The sequence below is a fragment of the Halomonas sp. C22 genome (genome assembly GCF_007655045.1).
Classification (GTDB): domain Bacteria; phylum Pseudomonadota; class Gammaproteobacteria; order Pseudomonadales; family Halomonadaceae; genus Vreelandella; species Vreelandella hamiltonii.
This window is the reverse complement of sequence record NZ_VBVC01000002.1, coordinates 456794-480052: the sequence shown is the minus strand read 5'-3', so window position 1 is coordinate 480052 and position 23259 is coordinate 456794. Positions and strand designations below refer to the sequence as shown.

19 protein-coding genes are annotated in these 23259 nt (G+C 57.0%); 7 read left to right on the top strand and 12 right to left on the bottom strand.

Annotated elements, in window-relative coordinates:
• Window positions 1–416: 416 nt before the first annotated feature.
• Window positions 417–2591 (bottom strand): TonB-dependent receptor, encoded by a 2175-nt coding sequence (locus FEU76_RS05455; RefSeq protein ID WP_144981061.1) that lies wholly within the window; start codon window positions 2589–2591, stop codon window positions 417–419.
• Window positions 2592–2746: 155 nt separating this feature from the next.
• On the opposite strand from FEU76_RS05455, the gene FEU76_RS05450 reads away from it, so the two are divergent.
• Window positions 2747–3652: an iron-siderophore ABC transporter substrate-binding protein gene (locus FEU76_RS05450; protein WP_446718794.1), complete on the top strand. Its 906-nt coding sequence runs from the start codon at window positions 2747–2749 to the stop codon at window positions 3650–3652.
• 368 nt (window positions 3653–4020) lie between these two features.
• Here the strand turns inward: FEU76_RS05450 and FEU76_RS18685 are convergent, their stop codons facing one another.
• On the bottom strand, window positions 4021–5499 hold the full coding sequence (locus FEU76_RS18685; RefSeq protein WP_144981058.1) for a flagellin N-terminal helical domain-containing protein: 1479 nt from the start codon (window positions 5497–5499) through the stop codon (window positions 4021–4023).
• A gap of 199 nt (window positions 5500–5698) precedes the next feature.
• Window positions 5699–6580 carry a LysR substrate-binding domain-containing protein gene (locus FEU76_RS05440; protein WP_144981055.1) on the bottom strand — a complete coding sequence of 294 codons (882 nt, stop codon included), beginning with the start codon at window positions 6578–6580 and terminating at the stop codon, window positions 5699–5701.
• Window positions 6581–6865: 285 nt separating this feature from the next.
• Between FEU76_RS05440 and hglS the strand changes: the two genes are divergently transcribed.
• On the top strand, window positions 6866–8227 hold the full coding sequence (gene hglS / locus FEU76_RS05435; RefSeq protein ID WP_144981052.1) for a 2-oxoadipate dioxygenase/decarboxylase HglS: 1362 nt from the start codon (window positions 6866–6868) through the stop codon (window positions 8225–8227).
• A gap of 210 nt (window positions 8228–8437) precedes the next feature.
• On the opposite strand, the gene FEU76_RS18810 is transcribed toward hglS, so the two are convergent.
• The 6 genes from FEU76_RS18810 to FEU76_RS05405 all read right to left on the bottom strand — a co-directional run bounded on the left by FEU76_RS18810 (window position 8438) and on the right by FEU76_RS05405 (window position 13405).
• Complete coding sequence (locus FEU76_RS18810; RefSeq protein WP_443089279.1) at window positions 8438–8524, bottom strand: hypothetical protein; 87 nt, start codon at window positions 8522–8524, stop codon at window positions 8438–8440.
• A gap of 231 nt (window positions 8525–8755) precedes the next feature.
• A complete protein-coding gene (locus FEU76_RS05425) occupies window positions 8756–9550 on the bottom strand; it encodes an IclR family transcriptional regulator domain-containing protein (protein ID WP_016915329.1) in 795 nt (264 codons plus the stop codon).
• 66 nt (window positions 9551–9616) lie between these two features.
• Window positions 9617–10273: an HAD family hydrolase gene (locus FEU76_RS05420; protein ID WP_144981046.1), complete on the bottom strand. Its 657-nt coding sequence runs from the start codon at window positions 10271–10273 to the stop codon at window positions 9617–9619.
• A 69-nt stretch (window positions 10274–10342) separates the two neighbouring features.
• Window positions 10343–11848, bottom strand: a complete 1506-nt coding sequence (locus FEU76_RS05415; RefSeq protein WP_144981043.1) for a tripartite tricarboxylate transporter permease — start codon at window positions 11846–11848, stop codon at window positions 10343–10345.
• A gap of 21 nt (window positions 11849–11869) precedes the next feature.
• Window positions 11870–12346, bottom strand: coding sequence for a tripartite tricarboxylate transporter TctB family protein (locus FEU76_RS05410; protein ID WP_039175288.1), 477 nt, complete (start codon window positions 12344–12346; stop codon window positions 11870–11872).
• Window positions 12347–12403: 57 nt separating this feature from the next.
• The gene (locus FEU76_RS05405) at window positions 12404–13405 is read right to left on the bottom strand and encodes a tripartite tricarboxylate transporter substrate binding protein (protein ID WP_039174884.1); all 1002 of its coding nucleotides are present in this window, start codon (window positions 13403–13405) and stop codon (window positions 12404–12406) included.
• Between the two features lie 409 nt (window positions 13406–13814).
• Here FEU76_RS05405 and FEU76_RS05400 point away from each other — a divergent pair, with 409 nt between their 5' ends.
• The 4 genes from FEU76_RS05400 (at window position 13815) to FEU76_RS05385 (ending at window position 17989) form a co-directional block, all read left to right on the top strand.
• Window positions 13815–15659, top strand: a complete 1845-nt coding sequence (locus tag FEU76_RS05400; protein WP_039174886.1) for a bifunctional sugar phosphate isomerase/epimerase/4-hydroxyphenylpyruvate dioxygenase family protein — start codon at window positions 13815–13817, stop codon at window positions 15657–15659.
• A gap of 57 nt (window positions 15660–15716) precedes the next feature.
• Window positions 15717–16583, top strand: coding sequence for a shikimate dehydrogenase family protein (locus FEU76_RS05395; protein ID WP_039174889.1), 867 nt, complete (start codon window positions 15717–15719; stop codon window positions 16581–16583).
• The gene (gene aroQ, locus FEU76_RS05390; RefSeq protein WP_016915326.1) at window positions 16580–17026 is read left to right on the top strand and encodes a type II 3-dehydroquinate dehydratase; all 447 of its coding nucleotides are present in this window, start codon (window positions 16580–16582) and stop codon (window positions 17024–17026) included. The genes FEU76_RS05395 and aroQ overlap by 4 nt, the downstream gene beginning before the upstream one ends.
• Before the next feature lie 159 nt (window positions 17027–17185).
• Window positions 17186–17989 (top strand): IclR family transcriptional regulator, encoded by an 804-nt coding sequence (locus FEU76_RS05385; protein WP_039174894.1) that lies wholly within the window; start codon window positions 17186–17188, stop codon window positions 17987–17989.
• Window positions 17990–18024: 35 nt separating this feature from the next.
• Here the strand turns inward: FEU76_RS05385 and FEU76_RS05380 are convergent, their stop codons facing one another.
• The 3 genes from FEU76_RS05380 to FEU76_RS05370 all read right to left on the bottom strand — a co-directional run bounded on the left by FEU76_RS05380 (window position 18025) and on the right by FEU76_RS05370 (window position 21655).
• Window positions 18025–18849 (bottom strand): sugar phosphate isomerase/epimerase family protein, encoded by an 825-nt coding sequence (locus tag FEU76_RS05380; protein WP_039174897.1) that lies wholly within the window; start codon window positions 18847–18849, stop codon window positions 18025–18027.
• Window positions 18846–20579, bottom strand: coding sequence for an FAD-dependent oxidoreductase (locus FEU76_RS05375; RefSeq protein ID WP_144981040.1), 1734 nt, complete (start codon window positions 20577–20579; stop codon window positions 18846–18848). The genes FEU76_RS05380 and FEU76_RS05375 overlap by 4 nt, the downstream gene beginning before the upstream one ends.
• Before the next feature lie 125 nt (window positions 20580–20704).
• Window positions 20705–21655, bottom strand: a complete 951-nt coding sequence (locus FEU76_RS05370) for an AEC family transporter (protein ID WP_144981037.1) — start codon at window positions 21653–21655, stop codon at window positions 20705–20707.
• 143 nt (window positions 21656–21798) lie between these two features.
• Between FEU76_RS05370 and FEU76_RS05365 the strand changes: the two genes are divergently transcribed.
• Window positions 21799–23097, top strand: a complete 1299-nt coding sequence (locus FEU76_RS05365) for a class-II fumarase/aspartase family protein (protein WP_260851357.1) — start codon at window positions 21799–21801, stop codon at window positions 23095–23097.
• Window positions 23098–23259: the final 162 nt, after the last annotated feature.

Genomic DNA, 23259 nt, shown 5'->3' with positions numbered 1-23259 from the left:
AAATTCGCGAGCCTGCTGTATTTTAGGAGGAACGCTTTGGGGTGTTTTCACCCTTGTGCTATTCGCTGCCTATCTCATGCCAAGTGCTTAATGAAATTAGCCTAGCACAACCCTCTGAAGCAAGCTGAGGCTCGTAAGTTTTTCTTTTCAACGCTCCTCAGTGGCCTGCTACTGAGGGCTCGCACCGCCCTCCTGCCTTGGCAGGTGTGCAGCCGTTGTGGTCTGGGCTGGCAGGGAGTCGATGGATAGAGTCAAAATGCTGAGAAAACAATAACTCACAGGCAAGTTGGTGAGCGCCAAGAGTCGCAAGATGGGCTTGTGGCCATCACGCTATTAGCCCTTATACCCATGCCACATAAAAGCAAGGGCGCTTCACAAGAAGCGCCCTCATGGTCACGTTAGAGAGAAAGCGTGTCTTAAAACTCGACAGTCGCCGACAGCTTGAAGGTGCGCGGTTCGCCTTGAACCAGGTAGTTCGCAAAGGAGGTCGAGGCGCCGGACCAGTAGTTTTCGTCGGTCACGTTGTCGATGCCTGCGCGCCATACCCAGTCAGCGCCACCCAGCGGGGTGGTGTAGCGCAGGCCGAGATCGAGGCGTGTCCAGGAGTCCAGTTGCAGGTCGTTGGCGACATCGGCGTACTGGGAGCCCGTGTGCAGGACGCGACCCGTGGCCGTGAGGCGTTCGATGAAGGGCGTGTCCCATTCGCCACCGAACACAAAACGGTACTCAGGCACGCCCGTGGCGTCGTTTCCTTCGTTGCCATCCTGTGTTCTGGTGAGTTTGGCGTCTATCCAGGTCGCGCTGCTGAACAGGCGCACTCCGGGTGTCGGCTCGCCGTAAAGGCTTAGCTCCAGGCCGCGATTGCGCTGCTCGTTATCCAGATTGCCCACGCCATCGAAGACCGCAGCCGAGGGCAGCTCGATCTGGAACAGGCTGATGCCACCGCCCAGGTTGCCGTAGTCGAACTTGGCGCCCACTTCGTGCTGCTCGGCACGGGCAATGCCCAGGTGCTGGCCAAAGTTCATCGCGGTGGTATCGGTGACCGTGCCGCCATCCTGCAAGGCTTCGACGTAGTTGGCGTAGAGCGAGACATTCTCCGTGGTCTTGAACACCGCGCCCACGGCGGGGGTCACCCGACGGTCGGCATAGCGGTTGCTGCTATCGGCATTGGGGCGTTCGTCGATTTCGAGCTCCTGATAGCGTGCGCCCAGTGTCAGCAGCAGCCGGTCATCGATGAAGCCCAGCGTATCGCTTAGCGTGACCCCTTGGGAGCGGGTGCGCGTTACGCTTCCCCCCACGAACGGGGTGCCTTCCGGGCGGGATAGATCGACCGGGTTGTAGATGTTGGTGGTGCCTGCCGCGAGGAAGCTCCAGTCGGTGTCGAACTTGCGATAGGCGCTGGAGTAGCCAACGGTGATGTCGTGGCTGACCGGGCCGGTCAGCACGTAGCCACGCAGCCCCGCCTGGCTGGCGAAGTTGTCGATGTGGTTGCTGGTTTCGAAGTCGTTGACGCTGGCGTTGCCCGCGTCATCGGTCAGGGTTGGAGTTGCCGATACGATGCCTTCGAGCGTGCGATTGCCGCCCAGGGCCGCGAACGCGGTCCAGGAGTCGGTGAGGTCATATTCGCCCCGGACCATGCCGAAATTGGTTTCTAGCGCGGTTCCACCGAACGAGGGGGTGTAGTTCAACGAGGCGTCCGGCGCAGCGGGCACCTGGGTGGCCACGCCGGTGTTGACGCTTGAACGGCCATTATCCAGGGTGAGCTTTTGATGGCCGACATCGAGCAGTATCCGGCCTTGTTCGCCACGGTAGTCGAGCCCCACGACGGCGGAGGTATCGCGCTGGTTTTCGTCATCGATGGCGGTGTCACCCCGGCCGCGCGTGGCACTAACCCGCGCCCCCCATTGCTGTTGATCACCATAACGTTGGCTGGCATCGACGCCCACTTCGCCGTAGCCATCGGAGCGATAGCCACTGGAGAGGTTGAGCATCGGCTCATTTCCTGCCCGCTTGGGCTCGATGTTGACGGTGCCGCCAATGCCGCCGTTCCCGCCGATGGGAATGCCCGAGGTAAAGGCACTGGCGCCTTTGAAGACTTCGACGCGCTCGGCCAGGTCGCTGTTGATGATCTGCCGTGGCAGGACGCCGTAGAGGCCGCCATAGGCCACGTCGTCACCGGTCAGGTTGAAGCCGCGCACCTTGTACGCTTCGCCGTAGATGCCAAAGCCCAGCCCTACCGATACCGAGGCATCGTTTTGCAGCGTATCGCCCAGCGTCTGGGATTGCTGGTTTTCCATCAGCTCGCTGGTATAGCTGATGACGTTGAAAGGCACGTCCATCGCGTCCCTTTCACCGATCAGGCCCACGCGGCCCCCTGCCGCGATTTGGCCACCGGCGAAGGCTGGCGGCGGCGTATCGCCGTAGGTGGGGATGGTGCCCGTGACGGTGACGGTATCCAGGGATTGGGTGTCGGCGCTCGTTTGTGCCCAGGTGGCCACGGGCGTCATGCCCATTGCGAGCAGTGTCATCGCGCGCAACAGCCGTGCTTTGCGGTGCTTGGCCGCTGTGTTGGAGGTGTTCCCGAGAGGCATGGTATCGATCCAGTTTTGTGTACGGCAGCGCTTGGCGTTGGCGCCACGGCCACCTGCCCGATGTGGATCTATATGATAAACAAAATGAGAGACATTGGCATATGCAGGTGTGATTTTTTCGTGATGCCTTGCAAAAAGTGCCTATTGACGTCTAAATGTGGTCTCTTTTTTCTGATGCTTTCGCTGCCATGTGCCACTGGTCGATGCTCTCTTTCCTGGCTCGCTGCTGTTTGATGGCCGCTTGCTGGCTGCCCTTGTCGAGTGCCCACGCGCAGTGGGCCACCCTCAACTGGACCATTGCCGAAACGCTGCTGGCCATCGACGCGCCGCTGAGCGGTACCGCTCAACACAAGGGCTACCATGAGTGGGTAGGGGAGCCAGGGATTCCCGACGGCGTTGCAGACCTGGGCCTGCGTTCGCAGCCCAACCTCGAACTCATGGCCCAGTCGCCCCCGGCGCATACGTTCATTTCACCGATGTTCGCCGGTTTGACGGAGCGGCTGGAGCGAGTGGCCCCGGTCACGTCGTTTTACCCCTATTCCCCCGGCACCCATACCTGGCAAGAGATACACACACTCACCCGCCAGTTGGGTGAGTTGACCAGCCGCCAAGAGCAGGCCGCGCAGCTCATCAACGAAACGCAGGCACTGCTGGAAACGCTTCGCCAACAGCGCCCCGATGCGCCGCCGCTGCTGATGGTGCAGTTCATGGATGCCCGTCATGTCAGGGTGTTTGGCGACAACAGCCTCTATCACGCCGTGCTGGAGCAGATCGACTTGGCCAATGCCTGGGACCGGCCCACTAACGCCTGGGGATTTTCACTGGTAGGGATCGAAGCACTCTACGACTACCCCGAGGCCACGCTGGTCGTGGTCGAGCCGCTGCCCGCCGGAGTCGAAGCATCACTTTCGCAAAGTGGTTTATGGCAGCACTTACCCAGCGTTGAAAACGCCACGCTATTGCGCTTACCGCCGGTATGGAGTTTTGGCGCACTGCCTGCGGCGCAACGCTTCGCGCGGGAGCTGGTGGCTGCCCTGACGTTACGCAGTTCCTTGGAGTAAGTGATTGTGCGGTTAACGTTATTTTTGGGGCGGGCTGGAGGCTGATCCATGCTTCATATTGCCAGTAAAGTAAGTTGAGCCTACTGACTTTATCTAGCTGTTGCTCGACGAGCGTGAAAAAACCTGGTGTTTGTAAAGCCGAGGTCTGGAGTTTTGGCGTCCCAGAGTAGTCGCAGTACTTTGAGTAATGCATGTAGAGGAAAGAGCGTCGTGCCGGTACCTTCTCGACTTTACCGTTAAGGTGAAGCAAAACATGGGGTACCGACAACTGGCCCAGAGTGACTGATCGGTTGTGTAAAAGTGGAGCCCAGAGCAAGGAGCAGCGATTTCATATTCAACCTCCTTGGCTATGCGGCGGGCTCCGTTCCTCAATCAGCCTGGTTCAATAATGTCACGAGCCCCTGTGGCGCCTGGTTGGCTTGGGCTAACATGGACGATCCTGCTTGTTGCAATATTTGCGCTTTTACCAGTTTGGAGGCTTCCTGGGCGTAATCAGCATCCATAATACGAGATCGTGCTGCAGCGGTATTCACGCTTTGGTTAGCCAGGTTATCAATAATGCTTTCAAAACGGTTTGTGAGCGCTCCGTATTGAGCTCGGTAATCATCCACTTGGTTTAATGCGGACTGAAGCTTTTCTATTGCTTCCCGGGCTTTTTCGATAGGGTCCAGCTCAACATCCATTAGCCCTAGAGAAATATGGTCCGAGGGAGTGGGCTGTATGGTCATGCTGTCTAGTGCTTCGCCATAACCTGCGCTAGTCACAACCTTCGTCGCTGTGCCGACAGGCGGTGGTATTGGGGCGGACTCCACTAGCTCTACCGGCATCTCATCCCACGTGGCAAAGGCGCTAAATGCCCCTTGTCCTACGACTAGCAGCATGAGCTCCTCGGTGGTTTGGTCAATGGTAATGACTTCTCGCATTTCAGAAGAAGCCACTCCACCCAGTTGTCCATCGTTAAAACTGCTGTCGTCTGGGTCGAAGGCGCGATCGCGATCCCCGCTATAAGTGATGGTCATGCCACTATACGTTAGGGAGACAGGCGGCTGTGCAACATCGTATTGGTCTGTTGCATCTTCAAAAAAGCTTGCATCGTAGTCTGCATCTACCAGAAAACCGTTCGCTTCACTTAGCAGGTTTGCATTAGCCGATGCGGTATCGCTAATGCCACGTGCCGACCAGACGTTATCTGTAGGGCTGTTGTCGCTTCCAATAATCGGGGTTCCTACTAGATGTTTACCATCGCGTGTAAACAGCTGCATGTCATCGTCCATGGAGAACGAGTCAATCTCGATGCGTATGTTGGTGGCGCCCGTAGGTATATAGGCGACAGGCACGATCCCCGAGGTAAATACGCTGCTAGCAGGGCTTAGTTTAGCAACGATATGTTCAGTGTTTCCGAGCTGGGCGGGTTGGGGGGGAGGCTGCGTGGGCGCCAAAGGGTATTTTCCAAATGCTTCCGTACCCTTGGCTATCCGGTCTATTTCAGCGCGTAGCGCTTGATATTCATCATTAATGAAAGCCCGGTCGCTATCCGATAAGGTGCCGTTTGCAGCTTGAACGGCCAGCTCGCGGGAGCGCTGAAGAATGCTGTTGATGCTATCCAGCCCGCCTTCGGCTGTCTGTATTAGTGAAACGCCATCGTTGATTCCCCGCGTGATGGCGGAATTTGCTCGCAGGTTGGTCGCCATGCGATTACCAATCGCTTGCCCTGCTGCATCATCCTTTGCACTATTAATACGAAGACCAGAAGAGAGTCGCTCAATACTTGTCGACAGCTTTGCGCCAGTATTATTCAGGTTTTGCTGTGCCTTGAGCGCAGCAAAATTGGTGTTGATCGTCGCCATTATTCCGCTCTTCTTGTCCACGATAGTGAGATATTGCGACAAATATTAAAATAAATTTAGCGTGCTTGCGAGTGAGATGATGGGATGTCTGTTGTCGTACTGCGACTGCAACGCTCATGATGCGGTATGTGCTTGAGGTAACCAGCCTGATTGGTGGTGTTGCTTAACTGCTTGATTTGTGGCTTGCAAGACTCTTTCTCTACTCCCCAAACTGCACCACATGCTCAACAAAGCGGCGCACCTTGGCGAGTTCTCCCAGGTGTTCGGGGTAGACGAGGTAGTAGGCGTTGCGGCTGAGCAGTTGGTAGGGCCATGCCAGGGCGAGCCGTTGGCTCTCCAGCTCTTCATCCACGGTGAAGTGGGGCACCAGCGCCACGCCGCCGCCTGCCATGGCAGTTCTGACCAGCATGGGGAAGGTTTCGAAACGGGTGCCGTGGTAGCTGCGCTCGGTCATGACGTGCTGGCTGGCAAACCAGTGGTGCCAGGCATCCGGGCGGGTCGAAAGGTGCAGCAGCGGGCGCTGGGTCAAATCGTCGAGTGAATGAATGGGGTGCTGGGCCAGCCAGGTCGGGGAGGCGACGGCGACCATGAGGTCGTCGGCCAGCTTGTGGCAGGCCAGGTTGGGCCAGCTGCCGTGCCCATACAAGAGGGCAATGTCGATGTTCTCCTGCTCCAGGTCGAAATCCTCGACGCGGTCGTGAAACGCCAGGCTGATGTTTGGATGCGCCGCCATGAACGAGGGCAGCTTGTTGGCCAGCCAGCGGCTGCCGAAGCTGGGCAGGGTGGCGATGTTGAGCACTTCGCTATGGCCGCTGTACGTCATGATGGCTTGGGTGGACATCTCGATCTGGGTCAGCACCTTGCGCACATCGCTCAGGAAAATTGCCCCTTCGGGGGTCAGCAGCAGGCTGCGACGTACCCGTCGGAACAGCTTGTGCTCCAGGGTGGTTTCCAGCTGTGCCACCTGTTTACTGACCGCACTCTGGGTCAGGTTCAGCTCATCGGCGGCCCGGGTGAAGCTCATGTGGCGGGCGGCCGCTTCGAAGCACTGCATGGCGGTGATGGAAGGAAGATTGCGCATGGTGAACGCGGGCGCTCCTGGGCAAGCGTCACTCGGCGGAATGACGGTAAGGAATCCTACCCTATCAAAGGGCACCCCTGGGCGCCATGCTGTTGCGTACCCGGTGCTCGCCGCTCTTTATAAAAAGCCTTTACGCATTCCTTTTTGGCATGCATTGAGTGCTTTTTTTCGTTTGTGGTTCGCTCCCCGAGTCGGTTTGATAGAACGCAGCGCAAGCACGTGTCATAAAGAGGCCATGAGGCTGGCGACGCGTGCCGTTCTTTATCGACCCCAGAGAGCCACAACATGTCCTTTATCACTACTGATGCAATACGCGACCGTTTTTCCAAGGCGATGTCGGCCATGTATCAAGCGGAAGTGCCGCAGTACGGTGCGCTGCTGGAACTGGTCGAGCGCGTGAACCAGGAAACCCTTCAACAGCAGCCCGCGCTGCGCCACCAGCTGGAGGCGCAGGGCGAGCTGGCCCGGCTGAGCGTTGAGCGCCACGGGGCGATCCGGGTGGGCACCGAGGGCGAGCTTGCCATGTTGCGCCGGTTGTTTGCGGTCATGGGCATGTTCCCGGTGGGGTATTACGACCTCTCGGAAGCGGGCGTGCCGGTGCACTCCACGGCGTTTCGGCCCATCGAGGACGAAGCCCTCGCGCTGAACCCTTTCCGAGTCTTTACCTCTTTACTGCGCCTGGAGCTGATCGAGAGCGAGGCGCTGCGCCGTCGCGCCGAGGAGATTCTGGCCCAGCGGGATATCTTTACCCCCACGGTGCGGGCGCTCATTCAGCGCCACGAAACCCAGGGCGGGTTGAGCAGTGAAGAGGCCGACCAGTTCGTCAGCGAGGCGCTGGAAACCTTCCGCTGGCATCAGGAAGCGACCGTCGACCTGGAAACCTATCAGGCGCTGCACGACGAGCATCGCCTGATTGCCGATGTGGTGTGTTTCAAGGGGCCGCACATCAACCACCTGACGCCCAGAACCTTGGATATCGATGAAGCACAGCGTCGTATGCCGAGCATGGGCATGAACCCCAAAGCGGTGATCGAAGGGCCGCCCCGTCGGGAGTGCCCCATGTTGCTGCGCCAAACCAGCTTTCGGGCGCTGGAGGAGTCGATTCGTTTCGCCGGGGAGGCCCAGGGCACGCATACGGCGCGCTTTGGCGAAATCGAGCAGCGCGGCATGGCGCTGACCCCCAAAGGGCGGGCGCTTTATGATGAGCTGCTGAACCAGGGGCGTGCCCAGACCGCTGGCCTGGATAATGACTCCCATCAGGCCGTCATGGAGCGCGTGTTCACCGCGTTTCCGGACCACCACGAGGCAATTCGCACCGAGCAGCTGGCCTACTTCCACTATCACCTGACCGACGCCGGGCGGGCAGCCAAGGGCCGCGCCGAGCACGCCGACCTGGAAACGCTGCTGGCCCAAGGGTGGGTCGAGGCCCAGCCCATCACCTACGAAGACTTCCTGCCCGTCAGTGCCGCCGGTATTTTCCAATCCAACCTGGGCGGCAGTGAAAACGGCGCTTACGCCGGTAACGCAAACCGCGACGCCTTCGAGGCCGCCCTGGGTGCCCCGGTGCAGGATGAGCTGGCGCTGTATGCCGAACGCGAACAGCGCTCGAAAGAGGCCGTGCTGGCGTGGTTGGGTGGGGAGGACTGACAAAGGGGGGTAGAGCTTATTCCAGAGCCCAAGATGGGCATATTACCGTAGCGATGGTTTTAATCAGGTCACAAAAACTCAGGTGTGCCAAGAGGTCTGCAGGGTACTTACTCCTCTTGGCAACCCGTTGCTTTACAATATGGTTTGAAATATTAGTGCTTTGTTTAGGGGTTCATCAATTCATTAAAAATGAGCAAGATGGCACTTGGTCTAGAAAATCAGCATCAACAGACCAATGACGACCAGTAGACCAATCATGAAAATGATGCCGACGGTGCTTGCCAGAAATTTCAACATGTATCTCTCCTTGATTGCGATGATTAGCTCCTCATGAGCTAACGAGATAGGTGTATCCTTAGTCCATATACTGTACTCAATGTAGAAGCTAGCCGATGTTTGTGCAAATGTTGAGCACAAGCAGTTATGTGCTTTGCTCAGCTATCTTTATGAAAATGAATGAAATATTTTAAAGATAGCTGGCGGTGCGCGCATTTTTCTCGACTGCTTCACGAAGCTTGAAGCTCAATGCTAGGCACTGATCGTCGAGCGGATCAAACGCCCTTTTTCCTGCAGGAGCGGCAGGTGGTGTTTAAGCAGCGTCTCCATGTCGACCCTGGCCGCATTGGTGCTGATATTGATGGCGCCCAGCAGCTTTCCATTCATATCAAATGCAGGGACGGCCAACGATCTCAAGCCTGGGTCCAGCTCCTGGTCAGAGATGGCATAGCCTTGCTGACGAACCTTGTTGATGCATTTTTTAAGGTACTCTTTATCGGTAATCGTTTTCTCAGTATGGCGCTCGAGTACAATTCTCGATAAATAGGCATCCAGTGCCGGTTCGGAGAGCTGAGCAAGCAGCACACGGCCCATGGAGGTGTGGGCCGCAGGCAGGCGTGTGCCCACAGAGAGCGAAATAGACATCAACCGATGGGGGGCTGCGGAGCGTGCGACATAAATCACCTCATCGCCATCCAGAATGCCTAGTGATGACGATTCCCCGCACTGCGCAGTAATATCCTCCAGATACTGCTGGATCACACTGCGATAATTGTTGGCAGAGAGAAAAGAGTAACCGAGCTGTAATACTTTGGGAGACAGCTCAAAGTAACGCTGCTGTTTTCTAACGTATCCCAGCGCATGTAGCGTCAGCAAAAATCGACGTGCTTTTGCGCGGTTCATGCCGGTGCGCGCAGCCACTTCGCTGAGGGTCATTCTGGGGTGTGAATCGTCAAACGCCATGATGACTTCCAGGCCGCTGGCAAGGGCGGTAACAAAGTCTCTGTCATCAGGCTGCAGGGCATCTGCCTGTAGAATATCTGCCATGTTGCATTCTCATTGGTGGATGCTTGGTCAGGCAACAATGTAGCATATTGTTCGAATGCCGAACAATTATTCCAGGCTCAGCAATGCCTCTTCCAATTGACTCAGGTCATTGATGACCACTGTATCTGAGGGGAAAGGGGATTGATGGGGCTCTGCAGCCACGCCAATGAATCGCGTGCCATTGGAGCGAGCCGCGCGGTAGTCATTGTAAGAGTCGCCAATCATGACGGTGTGCTTTGCGGCATGGCCTTGTCTGACGAGCAGTTGCCCCAAACCAGTGGCTTTATCAGGGGGTGCCCCCACCGTCTCAATAAAGAATTGAGTCAGCTGCCGCTGTTTCACGATAGAGGTCAGCTCGTGCTGGGGCGTCGCAGAGAGCAAATAGATCGATCGCTTATCGTGCCATGAAGATAAGAAGCTCAGGGCTCCTGGAATAAAAGGAGCCTGTAAAAGCCGTTGCTCAACGCTTTGTTTGAACTGTTGGCATAAGAAACTTATGCGTGCTTCATCGGCGTCCTGGCCGAGTATATGTGCTTCGATGTGACGGAACTTGACCTCCCGGGGCTGGCCTCCCTTGCGGCTGAGATAGGCCACGATGGCGCGATACTCGTCTTCTCGCTTGTGGCGGTACATGTCAGCAAATGCTTGCCGCTTGAGAGTTGCTGAATCAAGCACAACGCCATCGAAGTCAAACACCAGTGCGAAGTCGGGAAGTCGTCTCATCTTGTCCCCATATGCAATGCCTTTTAAATGAAAGGCGGCACAGCTCGAAGCGCTGTGCCTAGGCATAGGCTAGTGTCCACGCTTGAGTTTGGAGAACAGCCATGGCTTGAAAGGAGTGTTGCTGAGCAGTACCAGGACGATGACGCTAGTGAGTACGAGCGACAAGGGATTGGTCACGAGCCCAAGTAAAAAGTCTCCCGCTTGATCCCCTACCGATGACATGGCCTGGCGATATGACTCATCCAGTAATGGGCCTAATATGACGCCTAAAATGACGGGCCCCATTTGAAAGCCAAATACTTTTAGCCAGTAACCCAAAATACCAAACCCCAGCATCCAGTAGACTTCGGTCATGTTGCTATTCAGTGAGTAGGTGCCTACGACACATAGCACTAGAATCAGCGGTATGAGTACGGCTTTAGGAACCTCGACCACCTTTGAAAATAGCTTAATGCCTGTCAGACCGAAGATGAGCAAGAAAACATTTGCAAGTGCCAGATTGCCCACGGTGAACCAGAAGATGTGGGGTGTTTCAATCATCAGCATGGGGCCAGGATTGAGGCCATGTATGACCAGCGCCCCAATAATGACCGCTGTGACTGCGTCGCCTGGCATCCCCAGGGTCAACATGGGGACATAGGCACCGCCTACGGCAGCGCTGTTGGCGGTTTCGGGGGCAACCAACCCTTCGTAAGCGCCTTCCCCAAACGGTGTAGACGGGTTTTTGACGCTGCGTTTGGCATGGTCATAGGCAAAGAGTGACGCGATGTCACCTCCCGCACCAGGCAGGGCACCCACTACAACGCCGATAATAGACGTACGAATGGAGAGCGGTAAAAACTTCAAGATCATGCTCAGCGGTGGCACGATCTTGTCCACTTTCTGTTTGACAGGAATTTTAGCCAGGTTGTGCAGCTGGTAAATGGCTTCTGCCACACCAAAAAGCCCGATCATGATGACGACATAATGGATGCCGCCCAGCAGTTCCATACTGCCCATGGTCAGGCGCGGCTGAGCGGTGACCATGTCCATGCCGACCAGGCCAACGATAGCCCCCAGTGCAACGGCGAAAATGCCTCTGGTCAGCGACTTGCCTGACAGCGAACTGACGAGCAGAAGCCCCAGGATGGCAATCAGGAAGTAATCACGGGGAGCAAACTCTAACGCCATATCTGCCAGATAGGGCGCCGTACTGGCGAGTACCGCTACACCAATCAAGCCACCAATGACGGACATGACCGTGCTAAGGCCGATCGCTCTGCCGGCTTCGCCTTTGAGTGCTAATGGGTAGCCGTCGAACGCCGTTGTGACAGCAGCGGGGGAGCCAGGAATATTGAGCAGTATGGCTGTTCGAGAACCGCCATACACCCCGCCCACATAAATGCCCACCATGAGCGCAAGCGCATTATTGATATCCCACGAAAAGGTAAACGATATCAGTATCGATACCGCCATGGTAACCGATAGCCCCGGAATGGCGCCTACGTAGATGCCTGCTAGAACGCCTAAGCCTGTCAGGAGCAAAAGGCTTGGGTCGAGCCAAGCCATGAGGAGGTAGGCAATTGTATCGCTCATAAATTGTCTCAACCGTCGGTATCAGGGAAGGTAAACTCGGAAGACCATCGTAAACAGCACGTAGATCACGCCAATAGTAATGGCCGCAATGCATATCGAGCTCAGAATCTTCCCCTTCCTGTAATAGGCAAACATTGCCGCAAGAAAGCAAAAGGTGCTGATGTAGAAGCTCGCCCAGTTAATCGCTATCAGGTAAACGATCGAGCACACGGTAAAGGCAATGATAGGGGGTTTGAAGTGCTCTTTTAGAAATGTTTCGGCCTCTTGTCTGGCCGTTTTTATGTCGGGTGCACGGCGCTTATGCCGGTGACTGATCAGAAGGGCAATTGAGGACGCAAGCATGATCAATGCCAAACCCACGGGGAAAGACCCTGCGGAGTTCAGGCGTAACCCTCCATCGATGCGATAAGCTTCATATAACACACCGATACTTAATAGCAGTAAAAGCCAGTCGAACAGTTTTTCGCCGGCTTGAACGGGTATGATTTTCTTACTCATAGTGACGACTCCGAGGGGGTAAGAGCGCATCTTACCCCCCAGCCAGTAAGATAAATGCTAGGGGCGGGGAATGCCCAACTCCTCTGGGGAGGTTTCCACGGCTTCTGCATCGAACATTGACCATGCGGTCACCGACTGCCAGCTATCCAGGTACTGTTGTGCCTCTTCACCGTTCAGGTTCAGGGGCTCTCCCCCGAAGTTCGTCAGGAACTCCTGGAAGCCGTCGCTGGCCACGGCTTGCTCGTAGGCCTCTTCCAGAGTCGCTTTGATATCGTCAGGTGTATCCTGGTGTACGAATACGCCCCAGAACGGCCCCCACGGCAGGAACGACTCGATCTCCGGGAGTGCTTCGGTGATAGGCGGAACGCCAGGCAGGCTGTCCAGCTCTTCCGCATTGAGCACGGCCAACCCTTTCAGCCTGCCGCCGCGAATCTGCTCTGCCACGGCGGACAAGCTCAACGGCATGAAGTCGATATGCTCACCCAGTAGCGCGGTAACGCCAGGGCCATCACCTGCAAACGTGACGGTGCGCACATCCAGGTCGCCGACTGCATTGATCATGGCATGAATGGTGCTCGGCAAGCCGCCTGCGCCGGTACCGCCCATACGGAGCTCGCCTGGATTATCGTTGGCGTATGCTAAAAGCTCTTCGAACGTTTCGAAGGGGCTGTTGGGATGCGTCGCGATCACCACCAGACCCTGGCCAATGATATTGACCGTGTGCATGTCGTCATAGGTGAAGTCGGCCAGGCCCATGAGCGGATAAAGCTGAGGGTTCTCGGCACCGAACAGTAGGTTGTAACCGTCAGGGCGTTGGCGCATCACATGGTTCATGCCGATGACACCGGTACCTCCTGCACGGTTAGTGAGGATGACGCTGGTGCCAAGAATCTCTTCGACATGTGGTGTCAGGCTTCGGATGACATTGTCGGTCGCACCACCCGCGCCCCACTGGATGGTGCCCTGAATATTGCGCTCAGGGTAGTCGGCCAAAGCGCCGCCAGCAATTGAAAGCGCGCCGATGGCCAGAGCAATACGGGATATGGCTGGCTTTGTCATGTTGCATCCTCCAAAATTATTATATTAGTCGTTGTCAATGTAGCCAGGGTTCGCAGGGCGAACTAAAGTGCTTAAGGCGAACACTAGTGGTCGCCAGTGATGCTGTCAATCAACAACCCAGTGAATAAGACCAAGGTGTAATACAGGCGTTGGCCTGCTTTCAAGGAGCAAGCGCCTCACTATTTAGAAGCGTCTACTTAAGCGTGGCAAGCATTTAACGGCATTTCTGCTCTATTCTATTGCCGAGATGCATACGCTTATGTGTAGTTGCCATCCCCCCCATCTTGTGGTGCATAATGCGAACTAAAGGGCGCTATGCGAACAATGGGTCATCGGCGCTCAATGACAACTAACCCAATGGTTTGTGGTGTCATTCGCATGGCAAATGGACATCACCCTGGAGGACAACATGCGCTCAATCGCGACGGTTTGCCTGAGTGGCGACCTGAGAACCAAGCTGGAAGCAATCGCCCGGGCAGGTTTCGAGGGTGTCGAGATCTTTGAAAATGACCTTCTCTCTTTCGATGGCTCACCCAGTGAAGTAAAAGCGCTATGTGAACGTCTTGGGCTTGCCATTGTGGCTTTTCAGCCGTTTCGCGATTTCGAGGCAATGCCAGAGCCCCAGCGCAGCCGTAATTTGAAACGCGCTGAGCGCAAGTTCGAATTGATGGAGGAGCTGGGAACCGACTTTCTTCTGGTGTGCAGTAATGTGTCGCCTCAAGCCATCGACGATATGGACCGAGTCGTCCAGGATTTGCGCGAACTGGCTGATTTGGCAGCCGCTCGCAATATCCGCATCGGTTTCGAGGCCCTGGCATGGGGCCGCCACATTTCTGATTATCGGGATGTTTGGGAAATCGTTCGGCGTGCGGATCACCCGCATTTAGGAATCGTGCTGGATAGCTTCCATATCCTCTCTCGGGGCCACGAGCTATCGACCATCGGTAAGATTCCTAAAGAAAAAATCTTTTTTGTGCAGGTGGCCGATGCGCCCTTGCTGGATATGGATGTGCTCCAGTGGAGCCGACATTTCCGCTGCTTCCCGGGTCAGGGCCGTTTGCCCTTGAAGGCCTTCATGCAGGAGCTGGCCAAGACAGGGTACGACGGCCCTTTATCACTCGAAATATTTAGTGATGCCTTTCGCGCAGCGCCCACAGAAATTACCGCGCTGGATGGGCTGCGCTCGTTGATCCTTTTGGAAAATCTCATTGAGGACGGGCCCTGGGCCAGCCATATTCCCCCCGCCCCCCGCTATAACGGCATTCACTTCATCGAGTTTACGCTGGATGAAGAGAGCGCTGCCCCGTTAGGTGAGTTCATTAATGCCCTGGGCTTCCGGCATGTCGGGCGCCACCGCTCCAAGAACGTCGAGCTGTGGAAACAGGGGGATATCCACCTGGTGCTCAACTTCGAAACGGATAGTTTCGCGCATACCTTTCGGCTCCTGCACGGCACGTCAGTGTGTGCCGTGGGATTCCGTGTGGACGATGTGGAGCGCGGCCTGGCACGCGCGAAAGCGTTCAAGGCGCAGGCATTCCGGGGCCAAGTGGGCGAAGGCGAGATGGAGATCTCGGCACTGCGCGGCATAGAAGGTAGCCTGGTGTATCTGGTGGACGATCAGGCGGCCGACGATCTGCAGTGGCGAACCGACTTTGAGCTGTTCGATCAGGAGAGCCGTAACGAGGCTGGCCTCATCCGAGTCGACCACCTCTCTTACGTACTCCCCGCGACACAGCTGCTGAGCTGGCAGCTTTTCCACCGTACCGTCTTCGGCTTTGGCGCTGCGTCGGAGAACGAAATCATCGACCCAAGAGGCATGATGATCAGTCAGGCGGTGATTAGCCCAGAGCAGAGCATTCGCATTCCCTTGACGGTTTCACAGGCGCAGGACACCCAGCCAGGACGTTTCCTGAGTGAGTTTCGTGGTGGCGTGCAGCAGATTGCCTTCGAGAGTGGTGATATTTTTGCTACGGTCGATGAGCTGCAGGCCCGTGGCTTGCCGCTGCTGAAGATCCCCCGAAACTATTATGACGACCTCGATGCCCGCTATGGGCTCGAAGAAGAGCTGCTGGAGGCCATGCGCAAGCGAAACATCCTGTTCGATCGCAATGAAGAGGGCGACTTCTTCCATGCCTATACGGAAACGTTTTCCGGCCGTTTCTTCTTCGAAATTGTGGAGCGCCGCGGTGGTTACCAGCAGTTCGGAGCTGCCAATGCGGGCATTCGTCTTGCCGCCCAGGCAGCCCAGCGCTAGGTCAATGAGCACATTATATATCGGCGGCACCCAGGGGTGCCGCGCGGGAGGATACCCATGAAACTTGGCCTTATCGGCAAGGCAATTATGAATTCCAGTTCGCCGGATTTGCACGTGCGGCTGGGACAGCTCACCGGCATTCCCACCACCTATGACCTGTTCGATGCCAACGAGCAGCCGATCGAATCCTTGGAAAGCCAGGTAGAAAAAGTCATTGCGGCGGGTTATCGCGGCGTGAATGTCACCTTTCCCTGGAAAGAAGCGGCCGTCAAACTGGCAACCCGGTCTTCTCCCGGCGCACGAATGGTGGGCGCTGCCAATACGCTGGTCTTTGAGAACGGTGACATCATCGCTGAGAACACTGACTTCACCGGCTTCATGAGTGGCTTTCGTGCCACCCTGGGCGAGCGTAAGCCAGGCCGGGTACTATTGATGGGCACTGGAGGTGTCGGCAAGGCCGTCGCGTTTGGCTTGGGCCAACTGGGGGCAAGTGAAGTCATTCTGATGGATCTGGATGACGCCAAATCGCATCAATTGGCCAAGGAACTTCAGCAGCAAGGATTTACCGCTTCGACCATTGCTCCGGCACAGTTGGCAGAGACCGTGCCGCTTTGTGATGGGCTGGTGAACTGTACACCGATTGGTCACGAAAAAAGCCCTGGCTGCCCGCTACCCGCCGAGTTGGTAGAGGCACGCCATTGGATCTTTGACGCGGTGTACGTGCCCGCCGTCACCGAGTTTATTGCGGCGGCGAAGCAGGTCGGTGCTGCGGTAGTAAGCGGTGTCAGCCTGTTCGTCTTTCAAGGCGTCGACGCCTTCAAGTTTTTTTGTGAAGATGACGCCAAACGCGAGGCAGCAGCGCAGCAATCGGCCACGCTATTTGCCCACTATCGCCGCCAATTGCTGAAGGAGAATGATGCATGAGCCAGGCTAAAGTGCTTGTCCTGCATGGGCCCAACCTGAATTTGCTGGGCACCCGGCAGCCGGAAATCTACGGCTACGAGACGCTGGAAGACGTCAATAACGCGCTGCGTGAAAAAGCGGTCATGGCGGGATGGACGCTGAACTGCCTGCAGAGCAACCACGAGGGCGCCCTGATCGATGCCATCCACGCTGCACGCCTCGATGGCACCCAGGCGATCATTATCAATCCTGCCGCTTACACCCATACCTCTGTGGCTATCCTGGATGCCTTGAATGCCTTCGAGGGCACGGTGATTGAAGTGCACATTTCCAATGTGCACAAGCGTGAGCGCTTTCGCCACCACTCCTATGTCTCACTGCGGGCCGATGGTGTGATTGCCGGGCTGGGCACACAAGGCTACCAGGCGGCCCTGGACGCGGTGATGAAAGCTGCCGATCAGTAACACTCGCGGGAGCCATATCGCGCTTTGATGACGAGCCGCCTGGAAAGGCGGCTCGTGTCGTTGTGGGGCTGCGTCCGGTTTTGATGATGGATTTCACCACGTTAAATGGACAATGTGGCAAGCTAGTAGCCTTTCCCCTCTTTGCTAAAAGGAACAGAGATGGCTGGCGTCATGGAACGCACGCTAGGGATTCTTGAGTTGCTTGCAAAAGAAGCTGAAGGACTCCCCCTGGCGATGATTGCAGAGCGCGTGGGTATGCCCAAAAGTGCTGCGCACCGCTTATTGAGTGATTTGGCACGATATGGCTATGTGCGTCAGGTGCGCGACCAGGGAGACTATATGTTGACCACCAAGCTCACCTCGATGGGGCTTGGTTTCCTTGGTGAAATGGGGATTCTGGATGCCGCTCAGCCATTGATCGACCGGTTAGCGGAGATCAGTGGCGAGCTGGTGCGTCTCGCGGTGGTCGATGAACGTAGCTTGACGTGGGTGGCCAAAGCGCAGGGTGCCACACGTGGCCTGCGTTACGATCCTGATATGGGGGCAGTGGCCAAACTGTCGTGTAGCGCTTCGGGGCTTGCCTGGTTAAGCACTTTGAGTGACGAGGCTGCTCTTGAACTGGTGGCAGCGCAGGGCTTTGGTAATGTAGATGAATACGGCCCTAATGCACCCAGCACCATTACAGCACTGTTGGAGGCCTTGAAGCAGACGCGGGAGCGGGGCTTCAGCACCACCGTGGAGACCTTTTCCCCGGGTATGAATGCCATGGCGGCACCCGTTTGCCGTGCAGGTCATACCACTATGGGAACCATCAGTATTGCCGGGCCAAGTATCCGCTTTACCCCTGAGCGGATGGAAGCGCTGGGCAGCACTTTGATAGAGGTAGCCAATGAACTGGCGGCCTCTACCTCGGCCTCCTCCCTGTTACGGCTGGGCCGTCCTACCACGGCATCGCAGCTTTGAGGTGGATATATAGGCGCCAGATGAGCCGTGCTGGCTCATGGGCTGACTACCCGGCGAGCCTTATCGAGTGCCATTTGGGCGCGCTCCAAGGCACTGACGCCTTGCCGACGTAATGCATCGGTCGGCACTTCCAGGCTCAAGGGTATGTGGGGAGGAATGACCTTCAACAACCCTTTCAAATCCGCATGGCCATCGCCGGGAAAGCGGCGCTCGCAGCGTGCTTCATGCAGGATGTCATCCATGCTTTCGGGTATGGGGCCTGGCACGTCGCAGAGCTGGACGTAACGCATCCACTCCGGCGGCACTTCTGCCAGCTCCTCGAGGCGACTACGTGAGCGATCCAGATGGAAGGCATCCACCAGCAGGCAAGCATTGCGGTGCCCAGCCTGACGCACGTCACCAACGATATGGCGTGCTTCCTTGAGGTTCTTGACGCCCGTCCAGGGCATGAACTCCAGATGTGGGTAGAGACCGAACGGCTGTGCCAGTTCGCATAGCGCGGCAAAGTTCTCTCTCAGACGCTCATGGTTATCGTCGTTGCCCGCGACCAGAATCTCGCTGGCGCCCAACTCGGCTCCCACTTCCATGAAGCGGCTGAAATCATTGATGACATGGGTGTGTGGCTTGAGACGCAGAATTTCGAGGTCGGCTACCTTGATACCGGTATCCCGCAGGCGACGGCAGGTCTGCTTGAGCAGGCTCGTGTCGCTGAGCAGGGGGTAATTCAGCTCCTCTGGCGTGGCAGGGATCGGGCGCAGACCGACGTAGTCGTATCCGGCACGGGCCGCCGCCTCCACCATATCGGGGGGTGATAGCTCAAGTACCGTCAGGGCGGCAAGAGAAAACGGATGTGAGTTCATGGTATGGGCTTGGTGTTGGAGGAAAGGGAACGGGCAGGCGAGGCAGCATGCTGGCCCGCGATATAGCCAAAGGTCATGGCGGGGCCAAGGTTGATACCCCCTGCGGGGTAGTGGCCGCCCATGATGCTGGCCATGTCGCTCCCGGCGGCATACAGACCCTCAATGGGCACCCCCTGCGGGTTCAGAACCTGGGCTTGCGGGTTTGTCGTGAGTCCCGCGAAAGTACCAAAACAGCCGGGAACGACTTTGATGGCATAGAAAGGGCCGTTTTCAAGCGGCGCAACGCATGGATTGGGCGTGTGGTCGGGGTCACCGTTCTTGCGATTGTAGGGTGTCGTACCACGGCCAAACGCGGGGTCCTCACCTTGGCGGGCATGCACGTTGTAGTCGGCGACCGTTTTTGCCAGCCCCGCTGGGTCGATGCCGCATTCCCGCGCAAGCGCTTCCAGGGTATTGCCACGCTTCAGATACCCTTTCTTGATCCAGTGGCGAAACGGTACGGGGGCTGGGCGCGTCATGCCCAGCCCATAGCGACGCTGGAAACGGTGAGTGCAGACCAGCCACGAGCAGGGCTGCTCATCCTCAGGGGCCGTTTTGATCATGGCATCTACATAGTCGTAATATCCCGCCGCCTCGTTAACGAAACGCTGCCCGTTGGAGAGCACGCCAATGACCCCGGGTTTGGCACGGTCAATGATATGAGGAAAGTGGCCGACCTTGCCGTTGCCCTTGGGCACCAGCGACACCGGCGCCCAGGCCACGGGAGAGTAGAGGCTGGTATCGACGGCACCGCCGACCGATTCGCCTAACCGCAAACCGTCTCCACTGGCGGAGGGCGGTGGCAGAGGCCAGTGCTCTTGACCGGTCGGCGTTCGGGGGAAGAGCGTCTTCCGGCGGCTGACATCCCATGGGAACCCACCCGCTGCCAGCACGACACCCCGGCGTGCGTTGAGCGTGATTTCCTGGTCATCACGCTCAATCACCACGCCGCTAACGCGCCCACCTGACGTGACCAGGCGCCTGGCAGGCGAGGAAACCCACATGTCCACCCCCAGCGCTTCGGCGGACTTGGCCAGCCTGCCGATCAGTGCGACTCCATTGACCAACTGCATGGCTCGCCCATAACGCGCCATATCGCACACATGCCGGGTAAAGCGTTTGCTAACGTGCCAAAACGATTTGACTGAACGGGTCACGGTCAAAAAGGCGCGGAGATCGGCGCCTGCCTGAATAGGCATCCCGAGAAACGCTGTTTCGGGCATCGTCTTGCGCAGCTTTTTTAGCGTCGGGGGGGAGAGCGCTCTGCCATCGAAGGGCGCCGCGATGACGGAGCGTCCCCCCGTGCCCGCCCCGGGCGTATCGCCATGAATATCCGCAATGGCGTTGCCATCCGCAAACTGGAGAGCCGTCTTCTCATGAAAGAAAGCCACCATCTGTGGACAGGCTGCCAGGAAAGCATCGATTTTGGCAGCGTCGTAACGCTCCCCTAGCTCATGACGCAGATAGGTCCGGACAGTGTCGGCGTCCTCATGAATACCCGCGGCCTTGGCGAGCGGGTTGAGAGGCGCCCACATCCAGCCGCCAGACCATGCCGTGGCACCGCCAAGCGTGTCGGCTTTTTCGACAACGATGACGCTCAGGCCGTGATAGGCCGCCGTTACCGCAGCGGATAGTCCGGCGGCGCCTGACCCTATCACGATAAGGTCTACATCATGCGTACGGTTGGTCATCTCGTCCCCTTGCAGAACATGGCGCTCCATGGCGATATAAAGCAGATCAATATTCAAAATTAGAACATTATTCCAGTTAATCTAGGGGAGAACGACCCTGTTTGCAATACGCACGAGACGCTTTATCAGAGTGCTAGCCAGGGGGTAAGGCTGACCAGCCAGAGAATGAGGCTAAGGGTAAAAAAGGAAGCCACAGTGGCTACCAGCATTGCTGCAGCGCTGATACCCCCCAGGCCATAGCGTTGCCCTAGCAGTGGGTAGATACTGATCATCGGAGCTGCCGAGAACAGCAGTGCCCCTACGAGATAAATAGGCTCGATGCCGGGTACCAGCAAAAAGACGATAAGGATGACCAAGGGGTGCAGGATGAGTTTGCCGATCACGATTTGGCTCACGTCTCGCGCCATGCCTTTGATCTGCAGGCCAAAAAGAGTGCCCCCGATCACAAACAGGGCGGCCGGGCCTGCTGCATTGGCCAGCATGTCAATGGCTTTCCTCAGTGGCAAAGGAATGGTGACACCGGTCACCGCCAGCAAAATACCCACACACAAGCCGACGAGTACGGGGTTTTTAGCGAGGCTTGATACCGTCTTCTTGACGGTTTTCCATGCACTGCTCCCTTGTTGTGTCGTCATCTCTGCGAGAATGATCGCCATAGGGATGATCAGCAATGTCTCGATGATCATGTTCAGCGCCAGCAGCACCGCCGCAGGTGACCCGATGACCATCGCCGCCACGGGGTAGCCAACAAAGCCGCTATTGGCCGCTGCCATGCCGAGTGCTTGTATCGAACTGACATGAGGTGGTTGGTGCTGATACCGCCAGGTCACCAGTAGAGCCCCCCCAAAGATCAGCAAAGAGCCTATTCCGTAAGCGATCAGATAATTGAGCTGAAAAATCTCTTCCAGCGGGTGCTGGGTCAACGCTCTGATGATCAGAGCAGGCAGTGCACAGTAGAGCACAAAAATGGTGACTCCCTGCATCTGCTCACGCTGAATCACCCCACTCCAGCGGGCGATATAACCCGTGCTGATGAGTAAAAATATGGGCAAGGTAATAGTCAGAATGGCGAGCATAGGATCTCGGATTGGCGGTCAATGTCAGACCAATTTAGCATGGCGTTCGAAATGCGAACAATTGTACGTTTGTTTATTTTACGCTACCTATTCTTTCAAACAGCGAGGTCGATATGCCTTCCGCATTTCTAAAACATCCGTTTATGAGCCAGCACGGCCTCCATGCCTGCGATGACTCGGCCATGTTACAGGCCATGTTGGCCTTTGAGCTTACGCTAGCCAAGGTGCAAGAGGAGAGCGGTGCCATTCCGCCTGGGGTGAGCCAGGAAATGCGTGAGGCGTTAGCAAACGCGACGTTTGATCTGGATGAGCTGGCTGCGGGTATCGCGAGCGGCGGCAATGCGGCGATACCTTTCGTCAAGCAGGGGCGAAAGCGTTTATCCGATGATCTGAAGCGTTACTGGCATGTAGGCGCCACGAGTCAGGATGTGGTCGATTCAGCCATCATGCTCCTGCTGAAGCCTCGGCTAGCGGCCATGGATACGCTACTGCTGCGGTGCCGTGCAGCGGCGCTGGCGCTGATGGAGGCCCATGCAAAAACGCCAATGGTCGGTCGAACGTTAATGCAGCAGGCACTGCCCATGACCTTTGGGGTAAAAGTCGCGCATTGGGCCGTCGGTCTGGAGCGGTCCCGCCGTCGTTTGGGGGCCATCGAGCTTCCTGTGCAGTTTGGGGGTGCCGTGGGAGTGCACTCTGGCTGGGATGCCCAGGGCCTTGGGTGGATGGATTCGTTGGCAACGCATCTCGGTTTGGCAGCCCCAACGCTGCCTTGGCATACCGATCGTTACCCTGTTCACGCACTTGGCACTGCCCTGGATGCCGTCGTCGGCGCTGCAGAAAAGGTAGCGCTGGATGTCTCCCTGCTGACCCAAACGGAAGTGGGCGAAGTCGCTGAGCCTTCTGCCCCCGGCATGGGAGAGTCCTCTTCCATGCCCCATAAACGCAACCCCGTACGCAGTGCCTTGATCCGCGGGGCTGCACGCCAGGTACATGGTCACGCCTCGGTGCTGTTGAATGCTGCCGCCCATCCTTTGGAGAGGGGGCTGGGGGAGTGGCATGCCGAATGGGCGCCGCTCATCGAAAGCGCGCTGCTCACGGAAGGCGCGCTGGAGCAGTTGGTGGTGTTGCTCGAAGGGCTGGAGGTGTATCCAGTGCGCATGCAGCGCAACTTGCTGGCGACGGGCGGCGGCATCATGGCAGAGCCCGTGGCGAAGTTGCTGACGGCTTGTCTCGGGCCTGAGCGCGCGAAGGCCTTGAGTGCTGAAGCGGCAGAAACCTCCCGTCTTCAGGCGCGGCCCTACGCGGAAGTCCTGCTCGAATATCCTGACGTTAACCATCACCTGAAACCTGAAGAGCTGAGTAGGGTATGTGACCCAGCTTTATACCTTGGTAGCAGCGAGGAGCAGGTGGTGCGGGCGAGAGGTTGGCTTTTGTCTCAATAAGATATTGTTATTAATTATGTTTTTTTGGATTTTCAGGTGCGACCTCAGTCATGCTCGTGCGTTATTCATTGAAGAAGCCATTTGACCCCATTATCGTTCGACAGTAACTTGTTCGTATGTAGAATCTATGTTCGTTTGACGAACACGGCGGGTCAGTACGCC

Excerpts from the sequence above, each read along its gene's own strand:
- FEU76_RS05370 (WP_144981037.1), bottom strand. The coding sequence starts at position 21,655 with ATGCTCGCCATTCTGACTATTACCTTGCCCATATTTTTACTCATCAGC.
- FEU76_RS05405 (WP_039174884.1), bottom strand. The coding sequence starts at position 13,405 with ATGACAAAGCCAGCCATATCCCGTATTGCTCTGGCCATCGGCGCGCTT.
- FEU76_RS05400 (WP_039174886.1), top strand. The coding sequence starts at position 13,815 with ATGCGCTCAATCGCGACGGTTTGCCTGAGTGGCGACCTGAGAACCAAG.
- FEU76_RS05410 (WP_039175288.1), bottom strand. The coding sequence starts at position 12,346 with ATGAGTAAGAAAATCATACCCGTTCAAGCCGGCGAAAAACTGTTCGAC.
- aroQ (WP_016915326.1), top strand. The coding sequence starts at position 16,580 with ATGAGCCAGGCTAAAGTGCTTGTCCTGCATGGGCCCAACCTGAATTTG.
- FEU76_RS05450 (WP_446718794.1), top strand. The coding sequence starts at position 2,747 with ATGTGGTCTCTTTTTTCTGATGCTTTCGCTGCCATGTGCCACTGGTCG.
- FEU76_RS05395 (WP_039174889.1), top strand. The coding sequence starts at position 15,717 with ATGAAACTTGGCCTTATCGGCAAGGCAATTATGAATTCCAGTTCGCCG.
- FEU76_RS05425 (WP_016915329.1), bottom strand. The coding sequence starts at position 9,550 with ATGGCAGATATTCTACAGGCAGATGCCCTGCAGCCTGATGACAGAGAC.
- FEU76_RS05365 (WP_260851357.1), top strand. The coding sequence starts at position 21,799 with ATGAGCCAGCACGGCCTCCATGCCTGCGATGACTCGGCCATGTTACAG.
- FEU76_RS05455 (WP_144981061.1), bottom strand. The coding sequence starts at position 2,591 with ATGCCTCTCGGGAACACCTCCAACACAGCGGCCAAGCACCGCAAAGCA.
- FEU76_RS05415 (WP_144981043.1), bottom strand. The coding sequence starts at position 11,848 with ATGAGCGATACAATTGCCTACCTCCTCATGGCTTGGCTCGACCCAAGC.
- hglS (WP_144981052.1), top strand. The coding sequence starts at position 6,866 with ATGTCCTTTATCACTACTGATGCAATACGCGACCGTTTTTCCAAGGCG.
- FEU76_RS18685 (WP_144981058.1), bottom strand. The coding sequence starts at position 5,499 with ATGGCGACGATCAACACCAATTTTGCTGCGCTCAAGGCACAGCAAAAC.
- FEU76_RS05380 (WP_039174897.1), bottom strand. The coding sequence starts at position 18,849 with ATGAACTCACATCCGTTTTCTCTTGCCGCCCTGACGGTACTTGAGCTA.
- FEU76_RS05420 (WP_144981046.1), bottom strand. The coding sequence starts at position 10,273 with ATGAGACGACTTCCCGACTTCGCACTGGTGTTTGACTTCGATGGCGTT.
- FEU76_RS18810 (WP_443089279.1), bottom strand. The coding sequence starts at position 8,524 with ATGTTGAAATTTCTGGCAAGCACCGTCGGCATCATTTTCATGATTGGT.
- FEU76_RS05375 (WP_144981040.1), bottom strand. The coding sequence starts at position 20,579 with ATGACCAACCGTACGCATGATGTAGACCTTATCGTGATAGGGTCAGGC.
- FEU76_RS05385 (WP_039174894.1), top strand. The coding sequence starts at position 17,186 with ATGGCTGGCGTCATGGAACGCACGCTAGGGATTCTTGAGTTGCTTGCA.
- FEU76_RS05440 (WP_144981055.1), bottom strand. The coding sequence starts at position 6,580 with ATGCGCAATCTTCCTTCCATCACCGCCATGCAGTGCTTCGAAGCGGCC.